Origin of the sequence: Micromonospora sp. NPDC005194 (assembly GCF_040608335.1) — a bacterium.
Taxonomy (GTDB): domain Bacteria; phylum Actinomycetota; class Actinomycetes; order Mycobacteriales; family Micromonosporaceae; genus Micromonospora.
This window is the reverse complement of record NZ_JBEXIA010000006.1, coordinates 109,762-124,959: the sequence shown is the minus strand read 5'-3', so window position 1 is coordinate 124,959 and position 15,198 is coordinate 109,762. Positions and strand designations below refer to the sequence as shown.

Genomic DNA, 15,198 nt, shown 5'->3' with positions numbered 1-15,198 from the left:
GGGGAGAGTCGCGATGACCACTGCACAGCGGCCGACGCTCGAGGCGGTGGCGGCACGGGCCGGGGTGTCCCGGGCCACCGTCTCCCGGGTCGTCAACGGCTCCACCACCGTCGCCGAACCCATCCGGGAGGCCGTCAACCGGGCGGTCGCCGAGCTGGGGTACGTGCCCAACCTGGCCGCCCGCAGTCTGGTCACCCAGCGGACCGACTCGATCGCCCTGGTCATGCCGGAGGCGGCCACCCGGGTCTTCTCCGACGACCAGGTCTTCCCCGGCATCATCCGGGGCGTCAGTCAGGAGTTGGAGGCCGCCGACAAGCAACTGGTCCTGATGCTGGCCGGCTCACCGGCCGGGCACCAGCGGGTCGAGCGGTACACCACCGGTCGCCACGTCGACGGAGTCCTCTTCGCCTCGCTGCACGGCGCCGATCCGCTGCCCGGCACGCTGGCCCGGCTCGGCATCCCCGTGGTGGTCAGCGGCCGGCCGCTCGGCGACGTACCCGTGCCGTACGTCGACGTGGACCACGTCGGCGGGGTCACCGCCGCCGTCCGACACATGATCGACGGTGGTCGCCGGCGGATCGCCACCATCGCCGGCCCGCAGGACATGGTCGCCGGGATCGAACGGCTGATCGGCTACCGGGAGACGGTCGCCGCCGCCGGGCTGCCCGAGCTGATCGCCGTCGGCGACTTCACCCGGGAGTCCGGTGCGGCGGCGATGGACCGCCTGCTCGCCGACCATCCCGACCTGGACGGGGTGTTCGCCGCCTCCGACCTGATGGCACACGCCGCCCTGCGCACGCTGCGCGCGGCCGGCCGGCGGGTGCCGGAGGACGTCGCGGTGATCGGCTTCGACGACATCGAAACCGCCGCCTACACCGAGCCGCCGCTGACGACCGTCCGGCAACCGATCGTGGAACTCGGCCGACGGATGACCCGGCAACTGCTCCGGCTGGCGGCCGGCGAAGCGATCGAACCGGCCGTCATGCTCGATACCGAGCTGATCATCCGCGCGTCGGCCTGACCCGTCTCGCTCTCAAGATCCGCTTTCAAGATCCGCACAACTTCGGTGTTGTTGCTGCTTCCCGGCGTCGGGAGGCAGCAACAACCCTGAAGTTGCTGCCCGGCGCGTTAATGCGTCGCCACCGTGCGCGATCGTCGTTAGCCTCGCCGGCATGCCGGATCCTGTCGCGTTGCTGCACGTGCCCGCTCTCTGCGACGTCGCCGAGTACGCGTACGCGGCCACCGTCGAGCCGCCCGCCCGCCTGGTGTTCACCGCCGGGGCGTGCCCGCTGGACGCCGAGGGCCGCACCGTCGCGCCGGGTGACCATGCCGCGCAGGCCCGGCAGGTGCTGGCGAACATGGAGACCGCCCTCGGCGCGGCCGACGCGCGGCTCACCGACGTCGTCAAGACCACCGTGTACGTGGCATCGTCGCGGCAGGCCGACCTGGTGACCGTCTGGGAGGTGGTCCGGGACTTCTTCGGCGACCACGATCCGCCCAGCACCCTGCTGGGTGTGGCCGTGCTCGGCTACACCGACCAGCTCGTCGAGGTCGAGGCCGTCGCCGCCGTACGGACGGGGGCCTGAGATGCGCATCCGTGTGGCGCAGCCCGACGACGCCCCGGGCGTGGTGGCCCTGCGGGCGAACGTCCACCCGTACCTGGTGCGTGGGGTCGAGTCGACCCGCAAGATGATCGCCGAACCACCGCCGATCGACGGCTGGACCGCGTTCGTGGCCGAGGTCGACGGCCAGGTGGTCGGCTGGACGTCCGCCGAGCCCAACACCTCGACATCGGTGCAGGGTTTCGGCGACGTCAGCATGCTGCACGTGCACCCCGAGCACCGCCGCAGGGGAATCGGGACGGCGCTGTTGACCGCCGCGACCGACCACCTCCGCCCTCTCGGGGTCCGCCGCGTACGCACCATGGCCGCAGCGGACTCGCTGCCCTTCGCCCGCCGGCACGGTTTCACGCCCAGCCGCGAGGTGCGCTACTCGGCGCTGGACCTGACCCCGCCGCCCGCGCTGCCCGAGCCGCCTCCGGGTGTACGACTGCGGCCGATCGCCGAGCTGGACCCGCACCTGCTCTACGAGGCGAACGTCGCCGCAGCCGTCGACGAACCCGGTGACGTACCCGTCGACGCGGTCACCTTCGAGAGCTGGCAGTACGACGTGTGGGACAACCTCGGACTGGACAAGACCGCCAGCACCGCCGCCGAGGTCGACGGCGAGGTGGCCGCGTTCAGCCTGGTCAAGCGGGACGGGGAGCGGATGTGGTCGGACTACACCTGTTCCGTCCCGACGTACCGGGGTCGAGGGCTCGCCCGACTGGCCAAGACGGCGGCGCTGCACCGGGCCGCCGAAGCCGGCGTACGGGTCGCGTACACCTCGAACGACGAAGCCAACGCGCCGATGCTGGCGATCAACGCCCGGCTGGGCTACCGACCGGTGGCGACCCTGTGGGCCTGCCTGGCCGACCTGACCTGATCAGTCAGCTCGGTTGTCGCTGCGCGGGCGCGTCCACTCCAGGAACCGCGCGACGTACACCGCGGGGTCCGGGCGCAAGCCGAGCTTCAGCGCGTCGGCGAACGCCTCCCACGCGAGCGTGGTCAACATGAGCAGCATCCCGACCCGGTCGCCATGCCAGCGGGACAGTAGCGACAACCGCGCGGCTGAACACGGCCAGTGGACACCGCAGCGGGTACAGCGCCAGTGCGGCAGCCCGGGCCGACACCGCCGCCGAGCGGCAGCGGCGAGCGTCCTAGGGCTTGATGTGGGGGACATTTGGCCGGACGTTTTAAAGCGCCGTGAGCCGGCGTGGCTGCGGCCGTGGGTCGAGACAGAGCTTCAGGCGACCGCCCTCCGCGCGTTTCAGGTTTCTGTGATTCCCGGTCTGCTACAGACACCGGAGTACGCGTCGCTAGTCCTCAGTAGCGGGTTGCTGGACGCGGACGAGGTTGCGGGTTACGTCGAAACGCGACTCCGCCGACAGGCGGCGGTCCTTAACCGGCGTAAGCCCCCGCTCTTCATCGCAGTCATCGACGAATGCGCGTTGCGCCGTGGGGAGCCCGACATCATGCATCCCCAGCTAGACCACCTGATCGAAATGGCGCAGCGGCCTAACACCTTCCTTCATGTGTTACCGCTTGACGCGGGCATGCACGCCGGGCAGGCCGGGCCGTTCGTCATTGCTACCACCGAGGATGGCGACGTGGGATACCTGGACGACCAGGCAGCCGGCCGACTGACCAACGAGACAGCCCCGCTCTGGGCCATCTGGGATACGCTGCGATCAGTGGCTCTTCCACGCCGCCACACCATCGATTTCTTGAAGGCACGAACATGGCTGACCTGACCGGCGCCGAATGGCGTACCAGCACCCGAAGCAGCTCTAACGGCGGCGACTGCGTCGAGGTCGCGGACAACCTGCCGGGCGTCGTCGCGGTCCGCGACTCGAAGGATCGCGATGGCGGCACGCTCCGGTTCGACCGTCACACCTGGCGGGGCTTCGTCGACATGGTGAAGACCGCCGCCCTCTGAGCAGCCACATCAACAAGACCCTCGGGTAGACCGGGGGTCTTTCGGTATGCCCACTGCCGGCGATGGCGCACCGATACGACGAGATCTTGGACAGTTTCCGTTAGCTGCTAACGGAAACTGTCCAAGATCTGCGGCCGGACCCGCGGGGCCGGCGGGTCCCCGGGGCCGGCCGGGGCCGACGGGCCGGCGAGGGCCGACGGGCCGGCCGGGACCGGCGGGCGCGGCAGCGCCGCGCGAGCGCGTCGCACTTCGAATCCTTGATCACTTGATGGTGACCAGTTCGAACCCGCTTCTGACAACTGGTCAGCGTCACGTGATCAAGGAGGGAGCGCGCGCCCTACGCGACGTCGAAGACTTCGCGTGCCGTCGCGTACGTATCCGCGCCGAAGAGCACCAGGCGTGCCTCGGTGACCGTCGCCGGAGTGGCCGACCGCAGCACCGACAGCGCCTGACGGACCGCGTCGTCGACTGGCCATCCGTAGATGCCGGCGGAGATCAGCGGAAACGCGACCGTCGTCGCGCCCAACTCGTCTGCCACGCGCAGGCTGTTGGCGTAACAGTCGCGCAGCAGCGCCGAGCGGTCCTCGGTGGACGACCAGACCGGGCCGACGGTGTGGATCACCCAACGGGCGAGCAGTTCCCCGGCGGTGGTTGCCACCGCCTGGCCGGTGGGCAGGCCCCTGCCGTACCGGGACGCCCGCAGCGCCCGGCACTCGGCCAGGATGGCTGGTCCGCCGCGCCGGTGGATGGCACCGTCGACTCCGCCGCCGCCGAGCAGGGACGAGTTCGCGGCGTTGACGATGGCATCCACCCGCTGGGCGGTGATGTCCCCCTCGACCAGGGTGATCTCCATGTCAGCTCTCCTCGATCGACTGGCCCAACGAGCGGCGGGCCAGCAGGGTGGCACCGGCGACCGCGGCCGGCATGACCAGCACCGCGCCGAGCGGAATGAGGAAGCAGAGGAAGACCGCCACCCCGAAGCCGAGCGCCATGGGCCGGTCCGCCTTGAGGATCGTCCGGCGTTGCGGCAACCGCATGCCACGTCGGTAGAACGGCGCTCCGACCAGCTCGACGGCGAGGAACCAGCCACCCACCGCCGCCCCGATCACCGGCACGACCGTCTGGCCGACCACCGGAATGAAACCGGCGAAGAAGAGCGGGATGCCGACCAGCGCCGTGAGGGCCACCAGGCGTACCGAGTCGGCGAAGCTGCGACGCAGTGACGACCAGAACGGCACGTCCACGGCGTCCGGGGTGCCGCCGAGCCGCTCCTCCACCATCTCGGAGATCTTCTCGTAGAACGGGTCACCGATGACCAGGGTGACCGCGGTGAAGCTGACTACCGCGAGCAGGCCACCGAGCCCGATGAAGGCCAGCCCGGCGATCACCCGGACCAGGCTGCGGCCGGTGCTCGACCAGTCGTCGGCGAACGGGGTGACCAGGGCCGCGAGGTCGTCCACGAAGTACACGAGGGTGGCGATCGCGACCACGAAGAGCGCGCCGGAGATCAGCGCCGGCACCAGACCGAGCAGCATGAGCTTCGGGCTGCGGACGTACATGCCCAGTCCGCGCAGGAGCAGCCTGACCCCGAGGAGGAAGCGTCCGACGACCCCGGTCACCGGGCTGGCGATTCTGCTGACGTCCACGATCGAGCAGCCTAACGACAGGTGATCGAATTCGCCGGACGGCGAGCGGCACGAGGCAGGATGGGCGGGTGCGCGCGTCCCGACTGATCTCGCTGCTGCTGCTGTTGCAGTCGCGCGGATCGATGACGGCGGGCGAGCTGGCACGGGAGCTGGAGATTTCCGAGCGGACCGTCTACCGGGACGTCCTGGCGCTCTCCGCAGCGGGCGTGCCGGTCTACGCCGACCGGGGTCGGGCCGGCGGTTACCGCCTGCTCGGCGGCTACCGCACCCGGCTGACCGGTCTGACCCGGGACGAGGCGGAGGCGCTCTTCCTCGCTGGGCTACCGGGGCCCGCCGGTGACATGGGGCTCGCCGACGCGGTCGCGTCCGCCGAGCTGAAGGTGCTCGCCGCGCTGCCACCCGCCCTGCGCGACGCGCCGGCCCGTACCGGGCAGCGGTTCCACCTGGACGTGCCGGGCTGGTTCCGGGAGACGCCGCCACCACCGTGGCTGGCCGAGCTGGCGCGGGCGGTCTGGAGCGACCGGGTGGTGGATCTGCGCTACCGACGCGGCGAGAAGGAGGTGACCCGCCGAGTCCAGCCGTACGGCCTGGTGCTCAAGAGCGGCGTCTGGTATCTGGTCGGCCGGGTCGGCGAGGATGTCCGCACCTACCGGGTGGACCGCGTGACCGGGGTCGAGGTGGGCGAGGAGCACTTCGAGCGCAACGAGGGCTTCGACCTGGCCGGGCACTGGCGGGAGCAGGCCGGGGAATTCCTGCGGACCATGCTGCGGGCCGAGGTGACCGTCCGGCTCAGCCCCGCCGGCCTGCGTCAGCTCCGACGCCTGGTCGATGCCCCTTACGTGTACGACGAGGTGGTCGCCTCCGTGGGCGAGCCCGACGAGCAGGGCTGGGTGGTGGCCCGGCTGCCCGTCGAGTCGGTCGGCGTCGCGTACGCCCAGTTGCTGGCGCTGGGCCCGGAGGTGGAGGCGCTCGACCCGCCGGAGCTGCGCGCGGAAATGGCGGGCGCGGCACGCCGGGCCGCCGCGCGCTACGACGGCCCGGCCGTGCCGTGACACCGGCCCACAGATCAGCGGGCCCGCAGGTGACCCTTCAGCGAGTCAGCGGTAGCCGGTGACGTCGGCCGGCTTGCCGGCGCCGACCACCTCGGTGATGTACCGGATGGCCTCCGGCTGGCTGCCGTCGACGTCGGTGAAGCCGTACACCTTCGACAGCGTGCCCGCGTCGACGGACTGGCCGTTCCAGCGGGCCTTCTCCTCGTCGGTGGCGAGCGCGGCCACCGCGCGGCCGACGAAGGCTGGCGTCTCCGAGATGAGGAAGTGCGGGTCGGTGGCGGCCCCGTCGCGCCAGTTCTCCTCGGTGACGCCGAAGTGCTCCAGCATGGCCTCGGAGCGGAGCCAGCCGGGGGTGAGCGCGACCGCCGTGCCGCCGTGCGGCTTCAGCTCGTGCGCCTGGGTGAAGGCGAGCCGGTTGACCGAGACCTTGGCCAGGTCGTAGAAGACCGAGAGGCGGTAGTTCTCGTCGTTGTACGCCTTGGTGCCGTCGCCGATCTCCACGACCAGGCCACCGGGCTGACGGATCAGCAGCGGCAGGGCGAAGTGGCTGGTGATGATGTGCGTGTCGACGGCCAGCCGCAGGGTGCGGAAGCCCGCCTCCAGCGGCTGCTCCCAGACCGGCTTGTCCCAGGTCACCAGGGGGTCGCCGCCCCAGATGTCGTTGACCAGCACGTCGAGGCGGCCCTGCTCGGCGTCGATCCGGGCGACCAGGTCGCGGACCTGTTCGGGCACCAGGTGGTCGACCTGCACGGCGATGCCGGTGCCGCCGGCCGCGGTGACCAGCTCGGCGGTCTCCTCGATGGTCTCCGGCCGGTCCATTTCCGAACGGCCGGCGCGGCTGCTGCGACCGGTGGCGTACACGGTGGCGCCGGCGGCACCCAACTGGACCGCGATCTGTCGGCCGGCACCCCGCGTGGCACCGGCGACGAGCGCGATCTTTCCTGCGAGCGGTTGTGTCATGCCTGCGAGGCTGCCAGCGATACCTGACAGCCGGCGTCCGAATTTGTCAGTCCACCAACCGGACGCGGACCCGGCGGTTGGCCCGGCCCTTGCTCTCCACCTTGACCACCTGCACCTTGCCGATCTGGGCGGTGGACGCGACATGGGTGCCGCCGTCGGCCTGCACGTCCAGTCCGACGATGTCGACGATCCGGACCTCCTGCTCGTCCGGCGGGATGAGGTTGGACTGGGTACGGATGATGTCCGGAAGGGCCAGCGCCTCGGTGCGCGGCAGCACCCGGGTGGCGACCGCGCGGTCGGCGGCCACCTCGGCGTTGACCAGCTCCTCGATGCGACTCTTGAAGTCCGGCGGAACCTCGGGGAGGTTGAAGTCCATCCGGGCCTCGCCCGGCTCCATCGAGTTGCCGGTGACGAGCGCGCCGAAGTCGCGGAACACCACACCGCAGAGCACGTGCAGCCCGGAGTGGGTACGCATCAGACGGGTGCGGCGCTCGTCCTCCACCGCGCCGACAACCTCGGTGCCGACCGGCGGCAGCGGGTCACCCTCGGCGGGGATCAGGTACGGGTCGTCGCCCTTGCGGGTGCCGACGATCCGGGTCTGCACGCCCTGCCAGAGCAGCACGCCGTGATCCGGCGGTTGGCCGCCGCCGCCCGGGTAGAACGCCGAGCGGTCCAGGACGATGCCCTGCTCCGGGTCGGCGTGCAGGACCGTGCAGGTCCACTCACGCACGGTCGGGTCGGCGAGATCCAGCCGGTGCGTCCGGCCATGCTGTGTGACGCCCATGACAGGCCACGTTACCCGTTGAGGAAGCCGGAGATCCGCTCCCGCAGGTCGGCGCGTTCCGTCCAGAGCACCCCCGGTCGGTCGTACACGTGCAGGGTGGCCTGGGGCAGCGCGGCGGCGAGCTGCTCGGCGACCTCGACCGGGTGCAGGTCGTCGCCCGCGCAGCCGATCACCAGGGCCGGCGCGGTGACCGCCGCCAGGGCGGTCGCGTCCTGCAGCGGCGCCTGCTCCGGAAGCGTGGCCAGGCCGTCGGCCAGACCGTCGCGGAGCAGCTGGTCGAGCCGCTGCCGCAGGTACGCCCAGCCGGCCGGCGTGTTGCGGACCGCCGCCGGCAGCTCCAGCGCGACGACGTCGGCGACCGCCGACGCCTCGCCGCTCTCGACGGCCTCCAGCAGGGCGGTGATGCGGTCCCGGGCGACCGGACCGCGGGGCTGGTCGAGGACCGCCGGCAGGAAGAACACCAGTTTCTCGAAGCGCTCCGGGCTCTCGGCCAGCAGGCGGCACAGTGCGCCCGCGCCGAGGCTCGCCCCGAACGCCCGGCTGGCGCCGCCCAGATCCGCGATGGCCCGCAGATCGCGGGCCAGGTCGAGGTAGGTCCACGGGCCGGCCGGCGCCTCGGAGCGACCGTGACCCCGGAACTGGAAGAACAGCCGACGACCGGCCACCCCGCTGCCGAACGGGCGTGTGGTGGCGATCCCGTTGCCCAGCCCGTGCGCGAACACGGTGACCGGGTCACCGACGCCGGTGACCAGGCGCTCCAGCTGCACGCCGTGCGGGGTGGCGACCAGCTCCGTCTCCGGCTCCGGCAGAGCCGGCCGGCCGGTACGCGGCCCGCCCGGACCCGGCCCCCAGGTGCGGGGGCCGCTGTCGGGCGGAGGCGGCCAGCGAAAACCTCTCACCAGAACCCTTTGCCGTCACTGAGGTCGCGGAGACCGACCCGGACGTCGAGCAGATAGATCAGCGCGGCGGCGATGCCGATCAGTCCGAAGAGGCTGATCGGACCGCGGCTGAGCAGGATCAGCACGAGGCAGACCGCCAGGATGGCGATCCAGCCACCCTTGGGCAGCGTCCCGATGGCGGAGAAGGCGTCGGAGCGCTGCGTGATGGCATGCACCAACGCGACACCCTGGATGATCAACGCGAAGACGAGCAGGATCAGCTCGATCACGTAACGGACTTCGAACGCGAAGATCGGCGCGGCGGTGGCCATGCCGGCAAGTTTATGTCGGCGACCCCGACTACGTCCGTCAAGGACGCCGTCGGGATCGCCGACAGGACGAACTACTCGGCCGCCGGGCGGGTCCGCTTGGTGGCCCGGGGCAGCTTGGCCGACGGGGTCTCGGCCGGCTTCGCGGCCTTCGCCCGGGCAGCCTTCTTGACGGCGGCCGGCTTGGCCTCGGCGATCTCGGCCACCTCGGCCGGGCTCGGCACCTCGGCCGGGGCCGGGGTCACAGCCGGGGCGGTGGCAGCCGGCGCGGCCGGGGCGGGCGCGGCCTGGGTGGCCTCGATGTCGGCGTTGACCGTCTCGGCGGCCTCCAGCACACCGGCGCCGACGACCCGCTCACCACGGGCCACCAGCGCGCCGTACGCGGCGTACGCCCGCTCCTGCGCGGCCTGGGCACCGGCGACCACCACGGCGGCGTTGCGGGTCGCGGCGGCCCGCAACTTGTCGATGTCGGCGACCTCGCGCAGCTTGGTCAGGTCGGCCGCCTCGCGGAGCTTGGTCAGGTCAGCCGCCTCGCGCAGCTTGGCCAGGTCCAGCTCGGCCTGCGCGCGCCCGCGCAGGGTCTCGGCGGTCTCGTTGGCGGTACGCAGCGTCTCGGTGGCCTTCTGGCGCAGCTCGAAACCGGTCAGCACGGCCCGGCCACCGAGGTCGGCGACGACCCGGGTGCCGTGGAGACCGACGGCCGCGGGCAGCTTGCGCAACTGCTCGAGGGCCAGCTCGGCGACACCGGCGGCGGCGTAGATCGGGGCGGGGATGCGGTTGGTCTTCGGCTCGGTCATGACGTCTCCTCCTCGGCCGCCTCGGCGGCCTTGCGGACCGCCGGTCCGGCGGCCTTCTTCTCGGGGGTGCTGGTGCTGCTCTTCTCGGGGGTGCTGGTGCTGCTGCCCGGGGCGGGGGCGGTGCCCGCCTCGGTGACGGCGACCGACTCGAGCACGGCCTCGGTCGGGGTGCCGCCCGCGGTGGTGGGGCCGGTGGCGGCCAGGTTGGCCACATCGGCCGGCTCGTCGGCGACGTCGGTCGGGATGGTCGCCCCGGTCACTCCGCCGCTGCCGGCGACATCCGGGTTCCCGCTGGCCGGGCCGGCGGCGGCCGAACCTTCGGCGGCCGGGCTCTCGGCGGCCGGGCCTTCGGCGGCGGCCTGGGCCTCGGCGAGGCGGGCGTTCTCCCGGCGGAACGTCTCGTAGATCTGGCTGAGCGACTGCTTCTGGGCCATCGTGAGGTCGGGGTCCACCGCGATGGCGGCGAGCACCCCGTGGCCCTCCTTGTCGTCGAGCAGGCCGGCCCGCAGGTACATCGCCGGGGTCGAGACCCGCAGCGCGCTGGCCAGTTGCTGGAGCACCTCGGCGCTGGGCTTGCGCAGCCCGCGCTCGATCTGGCTGAGGTACGGGTTGCTGACCCCCGCCTGCTCGGCGAGCTGACGCAGCGAGATCTTGGCGTTGCGCCGCAGATCGCGGATGAACCCGCCGACGTCGGGAAGGTCCTTGGGTGTGGCCATGGACACGACGCTAATGCCGCCTGCTAGCTCTTGCAAGCGAAATGCTTGCCAAAGTTAGCAAGGTCTCAGCATCACGTTTGCGCGCCGCTCGCCGGATCCGTACGGTCCGTTGGTGCACAAGATCACAGTCAACGGAGCATCTCTCGCGTACGACGAGGTCGGCAGCGGTTCGCCCGTCGTGCTGCTGCACGCCGGCATCGCGGACCGGCGGATGTGGCGGGGCGTCGTGCCCGCGCTCGCCGCCCGGCACCGGGTGATCGTCCCGGACCTACGCGGGTACGGCGACTCCGAGCTGCCCCCGACGCCGTTCGCGCACCACGACGACGTGGCCGGCCTGCTGGACGCCCTCGACCTGCCCCGGGCCGCGCTGGTCGGCTGCTCCTTCGGTGGATCGGTCGCCGTCGACACCGCGCTCGCGCACCCGGACCGGGTGAGCGCGCTCGCCCTCTTCGACACGGCGCTCTCCGGCAACGAGTGGTCCGACGAGGCCAACGACCTCTGGGACGACCTGGTCGGCGAGGTCGACCCGGACGACTTCGTCGCCGGGGCGGCCGGCGAGGTGCGGTTCTGGGTGGTCGGGCCCGGCCGCCAGCCGGCCGACGTCGACCCCGAACTGCTGGCGTTCGCGCAGGAGATGGACCAGCGCGCCCTGGCCGCCGAGCTCGCGCTCGGCGCGGTGGAGGTGGGCGAGCTGATGCCTCCGGCGATCGGCCGCCTCAGCGAGCTGCGGGTGCCCGTCCTGGTCACCGCCGGCGCCGCCGACGTACCGGACATCAGCCGCCTCGCCGACCGGATCGCCGCCGAGGTCCCCGGCGCGGTACGGCTGCCGGATGTGCCGGATGCCGCACACCTGTTGCCGCTGGAGCGTCCGGAGCCCGTCAACGCCGCCCTGCTCGACTTCCTGAGCTGACCGGCGGCGCGACTCACCCCGTTGATCATGAAGTTATTGCCACGACACGCCGACGCGAGTGGCAATAACTTCATGATCAACGGCTGGGGCGCGGGGGCGTCACCAGAGCGGGCGGACCGCCCCGACCGGAACGCCACCGCCGAAGAGCGGCACCTCGGCGTACTCGGCCAGCACCGGCGCGTCCACACCGAGCCGGCGCAGCGCGGAGACCAGCACCGGCATCCGGGCCCGGTCGGCTCCATCGTCGATCTTCAGAGCCACCGCGCCGACGCCCGGCAGCCCCACCGCGAACACGCCCTCGGCGCCGACCTTGGCCAGCAGGCCCGGGACACCGCGCATCAGCCGGGTGTCGTCGGCCTGGGTGCCACCGACGATCTCCGGGTGCGCCCGCATCGCGTCGGCCACCGTGCGCGGCGCCGAGCCCGGCTCGGCGCCGACCAGCCGGAGGTACGCCCCGGCCAGGCCGGTCAGCGACACCGCCAGCACCGGGGCACCGCAGCCGTCCACCCCCACCGCCGCCGCCTGCTCGCCGGTGAACTCCTCGATGGCGGCTCGCAACCCCTGCTGCAACGGGTGCTCCGGCCGCCAGTAGCCGTCCCGCGGCCACCCGGCGGCCTCGCAGGTCAGCAGCATTCCGCTGTGCTTGCCGGAGCAGTTCATCTGCACCCGGCTCGGCCCGCCCCCGGCCCGCAGCACCGCCTCCCGGGCCGCCGCACCCACCGGCAGGTCGGGCGGGCAGTGCAGCGCCGAGGCGTCCAGCCCGGCCCGGTCGAGGAGCGCGCCGACCCGGGCCAGGTGGAAGTCCTCCCCCGCGTGGCTCGCCGAGACCAACGCCAGGTCGGCCGGATCGGTAAGCGTCAGGCCGGCGCGGAGCATCCCGATCGCCTGCATCGGCTTGCTGGCCGAGCGCGGGAAGATCGGCGCGGTCACGTCCCCGGCGGTCGCCAGCGGCACCCCGGCGGCGTCCAGCACCACCACCGAGCCGCGGTGCGCGCCCTCCACGAACCCGGACCGGACCACCTCGGCGAGCGGCACGCCGCCCTCGTACGTCTTTCCCACGTGCTGGACGGTACCGAGGGGCCGAGGCTGTCCGTCGGCGGGGTGACCAGGTGGTCCACCGCCCGGGTGACAGGGGCGCGGAAGGTGTCCGGCCTTACAACCCGAGCAGCGCGCGGGCCTCGGTGGTGGTCAGCGGCGGTCGCTGGGCGAGTTGGGCGAAGCCGACCGCGCGGGCGACCAACTGCATGTTGGACTCGACCGCCCGACCCTTGGCGTACGTCACCGTGTCCTCCATGCCGACCCGCAGGTGCCCGCCGGTGGACAGCGAGGCGAGCATGACCGGGATCGTGCTGCGGCCGATGCCAGTGGCCGAGAAGGTGGTGCCCGCGGGCAGGTCCGCCAGCATCCGGTGGGCGGCGACAAGCGTCTCGGTGGTGCCCGGCATGCCGCCCGGCACCCCCATCACGAAGTCGACGTGCACGTGACCGCCCGCCGGCAGGCCGTACTTGCCGAGCAGCCGCTGCAACGCGGACAGGTGGCCGAGGTCGAAGATCTCGTACTCCGGCACGATGCCGCGCTCCTGCATCCGGGTGTGCAGGTCGACGATGAACTCCCAGCGGTTGAGGAAGACGTCGTCGCCGAAGTTGACCGTGCCCATGGTGCAGGAGGCCATGTCCGGACCCGCGTCGAGCACGGCGAGCCGGGACGCCTCCGGGTCGGTCACCGCGCCGCCGGAGGAGAGCTGCACGATCAGGTCGGTGCTCTCCCGCAGTGCCGCCACCGTCTCGGCCAGCCGGGCCGGGTCGAGGGTCGGCCGCGCCTCGTCGTCGCGGATGTGAACGTGGATCACGGCGGCGCCGAGCGCCTCGCACTCCTTGGCGGTGAGCAGCAGCTCGTCCAGGGTCACCGGCAGCGCCGGCACCTCCGCCTTGGCCGACTCCGCGCCCGTCGGGGCCACCGTGATCAACGTCCCTGTCGTCATGCCGGCGATCCTAGACGCCCCGGTCAGGACGGGTCGATCGCCGCCGCGGTCTCGCCGATCATCAGCGCGGCGTCGTCCGGGACGTTCCGCTTCAGGACGGCGAGAGCGACCTGACCCAGCTCGTGGTGCAGCACGGCGGTGCCCACGAAGCCCACCGCCCGGCCGTCGAGGGTGACCGGCGTACCGGCGGTCGGCGGCTGGTCGGTGGTCACCCCGTCCAGGTGCAGCAGCACCAGGCGGCGCGGCGGCCGACCCATGTTGTGTACGCGGGCCACCGTCTCCTGACCCCGGTAGCAGCCCTTGTCCAGGTGCACCGCCGGGCCGATGAGGTCCACCTCGGCCGGGATGGTCCGGTGATCGGTGTCCACCCCGACCCGGGGCTGCCGGGCGGCGACCCGGATCGCCTCGTACGCCCAGAGGCCGGCGACCGGCACGCCCGCGCCGCGCAGCTCGGCGACCACCTGCTCCATCGCCGAGCGGGGCACCAGCAGGTCCACCCCGAGCAGGCCGCGACGCGCCCACCCGCCGATCGGCAGCGGTCGGACGTCGTACCGGATGCCCGCTCGGGGCGGCACGGCCCCGGCGGCGAACTTCGGACCCGGCACCGGCACCAGGTCCGGCGCGGCCAGCCCGGTCACGCCGAGCGTGCCCAGGGCCTCCGGCGCCGCCGGCCCGACCAGCGACAGCAGCGCCCGCTCGGCGGTGGCGTCGCGGGGGTCGACCCTGCTGAAGAACCGCATCTTCTCCAGGTACGCCAGCAGACCGTCGGTCGCCCCCGGCTCGGTGTCCAGCCAGGTCGTCTCGCCGTCCTCGGCGACCAGGGCGTGCTGCTCGACGTGCCCGTGCGGCGAGAGCACCAGCAACTCGGTGCCCTCGCCGGCGGCCAGCGTGCTCAGGTGCTGCGAGGTGATCGTGTGCAGCCAGCCGGCCCGCTCCTCGCCGGGCACCGCGATGATCCCCCGGTGTGACCGGTCGACCAGGCCGACCTCGGTGTCCAGGACGCGCTGCTCGCGCAGCGGATCGCCGTAGTGCGCGGCCACCCCCCGCACCCCGACCGCGACGTGCGCCGGGTCCGGCTGGTCACGGCTGGCCTCGTCGATGCTCTCGACGGCCACCGCGCCCGCGATGTCGATCATGTTTGATCCCCGTTCTCGCAGCGGTCGCAGACGCCGAAGAGTGACACGTGCCCGATGTCCACCCGGAAACCCCGCTGCGCGGCCAACTGCTCGGCGAGCGGGCGGAGCAGCTCCGGATCGATCTCGTCGATCGCGCCGCACTCCCGGCAGACCAGGTGGACGTGTTGGTGCTCACCCGCCGCGTGGTAGGTCGGCGAACCGTGCGAGAGGTGGGTGTGGGTCACCAGGCCGAGCCGTTCCAGCAGCTCCAGCGTGCGGTAGATGGTGGTGATGTTGACGCCGGCGGCGACCTCCCGGACGGCGGTGTGCACCTGCTCCGGTGTGGCGTGGCCCAGATCGAGCACCGCCTGGAGGACGAGCTGCCGCTGGGCCGTCAGCCGCAGCCCACGGGCCCGGAGCATTTCCGCGAGGGAGGATTCGGACACCGTCCGATCATAGTTCGGCGGCCGTGGCTACCTCCGCCGTGCGACGC

Annotated in this window: 20 protein-coding genes; 7 read left to right on the top strand and 13 right to left on the bottom strand. The window is 72.4% G+C overall.

The window, feature by feature from the left end:
- The first annotated feature begins 13 nt into the window (after positions 1–13).
- From ABZU53_RS07330 to ABZU53_RS07320, 3 genes are all read left to right on the top strand, one after another.
- The gene (locus ABZU53_RS07330) at positions 14–1,021 is read left to right on the top strand and encodes a LacI family DNA-binding transcriptional regulator (protein WP_354859779.1); all 1,008 of its coding nucleotides are present in this window, start codon (positions 14–16) and stop codon (positions 1,019–1,021) included.
- Positions 1,022–1,172: 151 nt separating this feature from the next.
- Positions 1,173–1,586 carry a RidA family protein gene (locus ABZU53_RS07325; RefSeq protein WP_354859782.1) on the top strand — a complete coding sequence of 138 codons (414 nt, stop codon included), beginning with the start codon at positions 1,173–1,175 and terminating at the stop codon, positions 1,584–1,586.
- Position 1,587: 1 nt separating this feature from the next.
- Complete coding sequence (locus ABZU53_RS07320) at positions 1,588–2,484, top strand: GNAT family N-acetyltransferase (protein ID WP_355064496.1); 897 nt, start codon at positions 1,588–1,590, stop codon at positions 2,482–2,484.
- Here the strand turns inward: ABZU53_RS07320 and ABZU53_RS07315 are convergent, their stop codons facing one another.
- Positions 2,485–2,613, bottom strand: coding sequence for a hypothetical protein (locus tag ABZU53_RS07315; protein ID WP_355064494.1), 129 nt, complete (start codon positions 2,611–2,613; stop codon positions 2,485–2,487).
- Here ABZU53_RS07315 and ABZU53_RS07310 point away from each other — a divergent pair.
- Positions 2,612–3,352 carry a DUF5753 domain-containing protein gene (locus ABZU53_RS07310; protein WP_355064492.1) on the top strand — a complete coding sequence of 247 codons (741 nt, stop codon included), beginning with the start codon at positions 2,612–2,614 and terminating at the stop codon, positions 3,350–3,352. The two genes, ABZU53_RS07315 and ABZU53_RS07310, sit on opposite strands and share 2 nt — an antisense overlap.
- On the top strand, positions 3,349–3,537 hold the full coding sequence (locus ABZU53_RS07305) for a DUF397 domain-containing protein (protein ID WP_354859857.1): 189 nt from the start codon (positions 3,349–3,351) through the stop codon (positions 3,535–3,537). The genes ABZU53_RS07310 and ABZU53_RS07305 overlap by 4 nt, the downstream gene beginning before the upstream one ends.
- A gap of 337 nt (positions 3,538–3,874) precedes the next feature.
- On the opposite strand, the gene ABZU53_RS07300 is transcribed toward ABZU53_RS07305, so the two are convergent.
- Both ABZU53_RS07300 and ABZU53_RS07295 read right to left on the bottom strand, forming a co-directional pair.
- Complete coding sequence (locus ABZU53_RS07300; protein ID WP_355064490.1) at positions 3,875–4,390, bottom strand: O-acetyl-ADP-ribose deacetylase; 516 nt, start codon at positions 4,388–4,390, stop codon at positions 3,875–3,877.
- 1 nt (position 4,391) lies between these two features.
- Entirely contained in the window at positions 4,392–5,183 is a 792-nt protein-coding gene (locus tag ABZU53_RS07295) for an EI24 domain-containing protein (RefSeq protein ID WP_355064488.1), read from the bottom strand.
- A gap of 68 nt (positions 5,184–5,251) precedes the next feature.
- Between ABZU53_RS07295 and ABZU53_RS07290 the strand changes: the two genes are divergently transcribed.
- Positions 5,252–6,235 (top strand): WYL domain-containing protein, encoded by a 984-nt coding sequence (locus tag ABZU53_RS07290; RefSeq protein WP_354859797.1) that lies wholly within the window; start codon positions 5,252–5,254, stop codon positions 6,233–6,235.
- Between the two features lie 45 nt (positions 6,236–6,280).
- On the opposite strand, the gene ABZU53_RS07285 is transcribed toward ABZU53_RS07290, so the two are convergent.
- The 6 genes from ABZU53_RS07285 to ABZU53_RS07260 all read right to left on the bottom strand — a co-directional run bounded on the left by ABZU53_RS07285 (position 6,281) and on the right by ABZU53_RS07260 (position 10,699).
- On the bottom strand, positions 6,281–7,195 hold the full coding sequence (locus ABZU53_RS07285; protein ID WP_355064486.1) for an SDR family oxidoreductase: 915 nt from the start codon (positions 7,193–7,195) through the stop codon (positions 6,281–6,283).
- Between the two features lie 46 nt (positions 7,196–7,241).
- Positions 7,242–7,979 carry an alanyl-tRNA editing protein gene (locus ABZU53_RS07280; RefSeq protein WP_354859800.1) on the bottom strand — a complete coding sequence of 246 codons (738 nt, stop codon included), beginning with the start codon at positions 7,977–7,979 and terminating at the stop codon, positions 7,242–7,244.
- Positions 7,980–7,990: 11 nt separating this feature from the next.
- Positions 7,991–8,878, bottom strand: coding sequence for an alpha/beta hydrolase (locus ABZU53_RS07275; RefSeq protein WP_355064485.1), 888 nt, complete (start codon positions 8,876–8,878; stop codon positions 7,991–7,993).
- The gene (locus ABZU53_RS07270; protein WP_234582317.1) at positions 8,875–9,189 is read right to left on the bottom strand and encodes a DUF2516 family protein; all 315 of its coding nucleotides are present in this window, start codon (positions 9,187–9,189) and stop codon (positions 8,875–8,877) included. The genes ABZU53_RS07275 and ABZU53_RS07270 overlap by 4 nt, the downstream gene beginning before the upstream one ends.
- A gap of 71 nt (positions 9,190–9,260) precedes the next feature.
- Positions 9,261–9,983, bottom strand: coding sequence for a hypothetical protein (locus tag ABZU53_RS07265; RefSeq protein ID WP_355064483.1), 723 nt, complete (start codon positions 9,981–9,983; stop codon positions 9,261–9,263).
- Positions 9,980–10,699 (bottom strand): helix-turn-helix domain-containing protein, encoded by a 720-nt coding sequence (locus tag ABZU53_RS07260; protein WP_355064481.1) that lies wholly within the window; start codon positions 10,697–10,699, stop codon positions 9,980–9,982. Before ABZU53_RS07260 ends, ABZU53_RS07265 begins: the two co-directional genes overlap by 4 nt.
- A 112-nt stretch (positions 10,700–10,811) precedes the next feature.
- On the opposite strand from ABZU53_RS07260, the gene ABZU53_RS07255 reads away from it, so the two are divergent.
- Positions 10,812–11,609 carry an alpha/beta hydrolase gene (locus tag ABZU53_RS07255; protein ID WP_355064479.1) on the top strand — a complete coding sequence of 266 codons (798 nt, stop codon included), beginning with the start codon at positions 10,812–10,814 and terminating at the stop codon, positions 11,607–11,609.
- Between the two features lie 99 nt (positions 11,610–11,708).
- On the opposite strand, the gene ABZU53_RS07250 is transcribed toward ABZU53_RS07255, so the two are convergent.
- The 4 genes from ABZU53_RS07250 to ABZU53_RS07235 all read right to left on the bottom strand — a co-directional run bounded on the left by ABZU53_RS07250 (position 11,709) and on the right by ABZU53_RS07235 (position 15,151).
- A complete protein-coding gene (locus ABZU53_RS07250) occupies positions 11,709–12,668 on the bottom strand; it encodes an asparaginase (RefSeq protein WP_354859813.1) in 960 nt (319 codons plus the stop codon).
- Positions 12,669–12,762: 94 nt separating this feature from the next.
- Positions 12,763–13,590: a 3-keto-5-aminohexanoate cleavage protein gene (locus ABZU53_RS07245; protein ID WP_354859816.1), complete on the bottom strand. Its 828-nt coding sequence runs from the start codon at positions 13,588–13,590 to the stop codon at positions 12,763–12,765.
- 23 nt (positions 13,591–13,613) lie between these two features.
- Positions 13,614–14,726: a folate-binding protein gene (locus ABZU53_RS07240; protein ID WP_355064477.1), complete on the bottom strand. Its 1,113-nt coding sequence runs from the start codon at positions 14,724–14,726 to the stop codon at positions 13,614–13,616.
- On the bottom strand, positions 14,723–15,151 hold the full coding sequence (locus tag ABZU53_RS07235; RefSeq protein WP_355064475.1) for a Fur family transcriptional regulator: 429 nt from the start codon (positions 15,149–15,151) through the stop codon (positions 14,723–14,725). The genes ABZU53_RS07240 and ABZU53_RS07235 overlap by 4 nt, the downstream gene beginning before the upstream one ends.
- Between the last annotated feature and the right edge of the window lie 47 nt (positions 15,152–15,198).

Coding starts and splice junctions, on each gene's coding strand:
- ABZU53_RS07265 (WP_355064483.1), bottom strand. CDS start 9,983: ATGACCGAGCCGAAGACCAACCGCATCCCCGCCCCGATCTACGCCGCC.
- ABZU53_RS07315 (WP_355064494.1), bottom strand. CDS start 2,613: ATGTTGACCACGCTCGCGTGGGAGGCGTTCGCCGACGCGCTGAAGCTC.
- ABZU53_RS07245 (WP_354859816.1), bottom strand. CDS start 13,590: ATGACGACAGGGACGTTGATCACGGTGGCCCCGACGGGCGCGGAGTCG.
- ABZU53_RS07280 (WP_354859800.1), bottom strand. CDS start 7,979: ATGGGCGTCACACAGCATGGCCGGACGCACCGGCTGGATCTCGCCGAC.
- ABZU53_RS07285 (WP_355064486.1), bottom strand. CDS start 7,195: ATGACACAACCGCTCGCAGGAAAGATCGCGCTCGTCGCCGGTGCCACG.
- ABZU53_RS07310 (WP_355064492.1), top strand. CDS start 2,612: ATGAGCAGCATCCCGACCCGGTCGCCATGCCAGCGGGACAGTAGCGAC.
- ABZU53_RS07300 (WP_355064490.1), bottom strand. CDS start 4,390: ATGGAGATCACCCTGGTCGAGGGGGACATCACCGCCCAGCGGGTGGAT.
- ABZU53_RS07260 (WP_355064481.1), bottom strand. CDS start 10,699: ATGGCCACACCCAAGGACCTTCCCGACGTCGGCGGGTTCATCCGCGAT.
- ABZU53_RS07320 (WP_355064496.1), top strand. CDS start 1,588: ATGCGCATCCGTGTGGCGCAGCCCGACGACGCCCCGGGCGTGGTGGCC.
- ABZU53_RS07270 (WP_234582317.1), bottom strand. CDS start 9,189: ATGGCCACCGCCGCGCCGATCTTCGCGTTCGAAGTCCGTTACGTGATC.
- ABZU53_RS07330 (WP_354859779.1), top strand. CDS start 14: ATGACCACTGCACAGCGGCCGACGCTCGAGGCGGTGGCGGCACGGGCC.
- ABZU53_RS07240 (WP_355064477.1), bottom strand. CDS start 14,726: ATGATCGACATCGCGGGCGCGGTGGCCGTCGAGAGCATCGACGAGGCC.
- ABZU53_RS07325 (WP_354859782.1), top strand. CDS start 1,173: ATGCCGGATCCTGTCGCGTTGCTGCACGTGCCCGCTCTCTGCGACGTC.